Origin of the sequence: Frankia sp. Mgl5, assembly GCF_023242985.1 — a bacterium.
Taxonomy (GTDB): Bacteria; Actinomycetota; Actinomycetes; order Frankiales; family Frankiaceae; genus Parafrankia; species Parafrankia soli.
In genome coordinates, this window is record NZ_JALKFY010000844.1 from 1 (window position 1) to 3,694 (window position 3,694).

The following is a 3,694-nucleotide window of genomic DNA, read 5'->3' on the forward strand; positions in this document are numbered from 1 at the left end:
GCATCACCAACGGCCACTACCAGCTCAGTTGATCTCCATCAGTCCGCCACACGATCCACAGGTTTTGACAATTCCTCATCTAGGTTTCGGCCTGTGAGCTGGTCTGTTTCGGTTGAGGTGGTGGTCGGTGGGAGTCGCCAGGCGGCGTTGCGGTACTCGTTGGCTCGCAGGCTCAAGCCGGCTTCTGGCACCCCAACAAGCGTACCCAGGGGTTCGGTCGCCACCGGTGCACAGGACGAAGGCCAGCGGAGGAGCGTCGGACGCCCGAATCCGCCGCTTCCCCTTCACATTCACGCGTCACGATCATGGCCTGTACGGACGTGCCGTCGACACAACGACAGCTGCGCGGGTCGGATACCGACCCACGCAGCTGTTCGTGTATCTAACGACCAATACTGAGATGCCCGAGACGCAGACGCCTGCGGGCATGCGTCAGACCGGGCGGACGTGCTCCGCCTGCGGGCCCTTCTGGCCCTGCGTGACATCGAACTCCACGCGCTGGTTCTCGTCCAGGCTACGGAAGCCCGCGCTGTCGATCGCCGAGTAGTGAACGAAAACGTCCGGGCCGCCGCCGTCCTGCGCGATGAACCCGAAGCCCTTTTCGCCATTGAACCACTTAACAGTACCCTGAGCCATGTACTTCTCCTTCGTGGGAGCCGAACCGGGGCCGCCTGGTGCGGGCCGGGGTGCCGCGGTGTGATCGCCCCCACTGTCGGACTGGTCGGAATACAACAAGCGCCTGCTGTTGAAATCTGCGCGCGTCCATACGTTCGAGGAACCTACAACTGCAACGGGACTAACCTACCACTCATCACGCCAACCCGTTGCCTGCCGTCGGGAGGCCTGCCGCGGCGGAAGCCACGGGGTTGGGAACGGAACCAGACGCTGGGAACCGACGTCAAAGGCGCACGAGGCGTCGGCGGAACGGGAAGCGGTTTCCCGAGGGGGTCTGTCACCGCGGCTCTGGTTGTCCGCGGCTCGCTCGTCGAGCTGCTGATCGGCCTATCAGCGCTGGTATCGCTCGTCGCCGCAAGCATCCCCGACGTTCTGCTGCTGGGGTGACGGGATCACCGCTGGCACGCTGCCGAAGGCCGGTGCAGGGCTGCGGGAAAAGAATCGGATCGCGCGGGAGGGGGCTGCTACCACCGAGGTCCTGAGACGGCATAGATCGTCGGGCCATCCTCCATCTGAGCGATCGATTATCGATCGTAACTCGGGCCCCTCGATGTCATGTGGACATCGATATCTGTTGCATCGCCAGCTAGTGTCCTGGACCTGAGTTCGCTGATTAAGTACGGCTGGGTCCGTGGCGAGGACGGGGCGGCCGATGGCCAAGCTGGTGCTGGCGGAAGAGGAGCGGGCGACGCGGGCCCGCTGGATCCGGCGGGCGAAGTCGTCGCAGGCTCCGGCCTTACGATGCAAGATCGTGCTTTCGTGCGCTGGTGGCGCGTCGAACAAGGAGGTCGCGCAGGAACTCGCGGTGCGCCCCATGACCGTCGGCAAGTGACGGGAACGGTTCGTGATCCGATGGTTGGAAGGGTTGGCGGGCGAGGAACGTCCGGGTCGGCCACCATCGGTCACTCTGGACCGGGTCGAAGAGGTGCTGGTGTCCACGCTGACATGCGTGGAGAAGGCCGGAAAGGGGCGCGTCGAGTGGGCAGGCCGGTTGGAAACGGCACGTCAATGCATCTCTGGCTCATGCCCAGTAGCCGGGATCTCTGTCGTGACCAGTGGCACCAGGCTGACGCTGACAGCGCGTCCTACGGTTTCCGGGCAACTCCACCGTACATGTACACGTGGGCGTCGTCCAGCGCAGCCGCCTCGTCGTCGGGATGCCAGTGGTGGACGAGCACGACGCCGGGGTCGAGGAGTTCCATCTCGTGGAAGAAACGCTCCACCGTGCTTTTGTCACGCGCGATCAGCGGAATGCCGTTGGCCTTGTACGCGGCCTCGCCAGCGTGAACTTCCTCGGGTGCGCTGTCGGCCGTAGTGGTGGAAAGCGCCAGGACACTGCCCGCCGGGAGCGGACGCATGATCCGGTCGATGAGGTCCTGCACGACTGTGTCATCGGCGATGAAGTGCACGATCGCGATCAGACTGACCGCCACGGGCTGGCTCAGGTCGAGGGTTTCCCGCAGCTGCTCGGACTCCAGGATCCCTTCTGGGTTGTGGAGGTCGGCATCGAGATAGGCGGTCCGTCCCTCGGGGGTGCTAGTGAGCAGGGCCCGCGCGTGGACCAACACTATGGGATCGTTATCGACGTAGACGATCCGCGATTCCGGCGCGACCTTCTGGGCGACCTCGTGCAGGTTCGGCGCGGTCGGCAGCCCAGTACCGATGTCCAGGAACTGGCGGATACCGTGCTTCGCGGCCAGGACACGGGCCGTCCTGACCATGAAGTTCCGGTTCGCCCGCATGGACGTGGACAGGTTCGGCAAACTTTTGACGAACTCCCCAGCCGCCGCCCGGTCGGCCGGGAAGTTGTCCTTGCCGCCCAGGACGTAGTCGTAGACCCGCGCCGAGTGCGCCACGTCGGTTCTCAGGTCGACGTCCGGTGACACCCAGTCCGGCGCTACCGAGCGGTAGTCCCAGCCAGCATCGTCGCGTTCAGTCACGATTCCCCCTAGTCCCGACAGTGCCGGTATACGGACGATACTGGCGTTTTCTCCCAGACTCTCCCATGACCCCGCACGGAGCATCGGATGGGTGGACCGTCCTGCCCGACTAGGACGAGGGCGCCGGGGCCGATGCCGGTGCAGGACCGGCGGGCCTGTGGGGTGCCAGAAGTCGGCTTGGGCCTGTGACCTGGGCTGATGCGGCGGAGCGGGCTGTCGGCATGATGGTCAGTTATGTCCATCCGCCTGCTCTATCTGATCTTCGTGCGGGTGTGTGGCTGGCTGGTCCTCCTCGGTCGTTCGTCGGCGTCGAAGGACATCGAGTTGCTCGTGCTGCGGCATGAGGTCGCGGTGCTGCGCCGTACCCAGCCCAAGCTGCGGTGGGACTGGGCGGACCGGGCGGTTCTCGCCGCACTGATCCGACTCCTGCCCAGGACGCTGCGAGCCCACCGGCTCGTCACCCCCGGCAGCGTCCTACGGTGGCACTGCCGCCTGATCACACGGAAATGGACCCACCCACAGCGGACCGGACGGCCACCGATCAGCCAGGAGATAGCCACGCTGATCAAGCGGCTCGCGACCGAGAACACTGTGAGTGTCGAACGGGCTGCTGCGTCAGTACCTGGCCAAGAACGCCGACCTGGTCGCGTTCACCCAGGCCGAGCTCGACGCGATCGCCAGCCAGCTCAACGACCGGCCCCGCCGCGTTCTGGGTGGCCGCACCCCCACCCAGGTCTTCGCCACGGCCAGCACCTAACCACCGACGCCTGCCTCAATCAGCGCTGTCACACTGGCCCTCATCAGCGGTGATGCGCTCATCCCCTGAGACCGCCACCGAATATGGGACGGCCAAACCGTCCGGCGCGACAAATCCACTCACGCTTGCGGTGCTGGCCGCATGCCCTGCCCGGCCCCGCCAGTAGGTGAGGTTGTTGCGGATGGTGAGGGTGCTGGGGTGGTCGGGGCCCAGTACCCGAAGCTGGTCGTTCAGCAGGTGAGCGAAGGCGGCCGCGGCGCCGACTGGATCTCCCGCCTCCCCCCGCCAGGCGGCAAGGTTATTCCTGGTGATCAGGGTGCTG

4 protein-coding genes and 2 pseudogenes are annotated in these 3,694 nt (G+C 65.5%); 3 read left to right on the forward strand and 3 right to left on the reverse strand.

Annotated elements, in window-relative coordinates:
- Positions 1-432: 432 nt before the first annotated feature.
- A complete protein-coding gene (locus MXD62_RS36195) occupies positions 433-636 on the reverse strand; it encodes a cold-shock protein (RefSeq protein WP_007507818.1) in 204 nt (67 codons plus the stop codon).
- Between the two features lie 691 nt (positions 637-1,327).
- Between MXD62_RS36195 and MXD62_RS36200 the strand changes: the two genes are divergently transcribed.
- Complete coding sequence (locus tag MXD62_RS36200) at positions 1,328-1,507, forward strand: hypothetical protein (RefSeq protein ID WP_248833833.1); 180 nt, start codon at positions 1,328-1,330, stop codon at positions 1,505-1,507.
- A gap of 253 nt (positions 1,508-1,760) precedes the next feature.
- Here MXD62_RS36200 and MXD62_RS36205 read toward each other — a convergent pair whose 3' ends face one another.
- A complete protein-coding gene (locus MXD62_RS36205) occupies positions 1,761-2,615 on the reverse strand; it encodes an SAM-dependent methyltransferase (RefSeq protein WP_248833834.1) in 855 nt (284 codons plus the stop codon).
- Positions 2,616-2,849: 234 nt separating this feature from the next.
- Here MXD62_RS36205 and MXD62_RS41165 point away from each other — a divergent pair.
- Positions 2,850-3,206: pseudogene (locus tag MXD62_RS41165) on the forward strand (integrase); the annotation flags it as partial.
- A 4-nt stretch (positions 3,207-3,210) separates the two neighbouring features.
- Positions 3,211-3,372 (forward strand): hypothetical protein, encoded by a 162-nt coding sequence (locus MXD62_RS39545; RefSeq protein ID WP_248833835.1) that lies wholly within the window; start codon positions 3,211-3,213, stop codon positions 3,370-3,372.
- Positions 3,373-3,387: 15 nt separating this feature from the next.
- Here the strand turns inward: MXD62_RS39545 and MXD62_RS36215 are convergent.
- Positions 3,388-3,694: pseudogene (locus MXD62_RS36215) on the reverse strand (hypothetical protein); the annotation flags it as partial.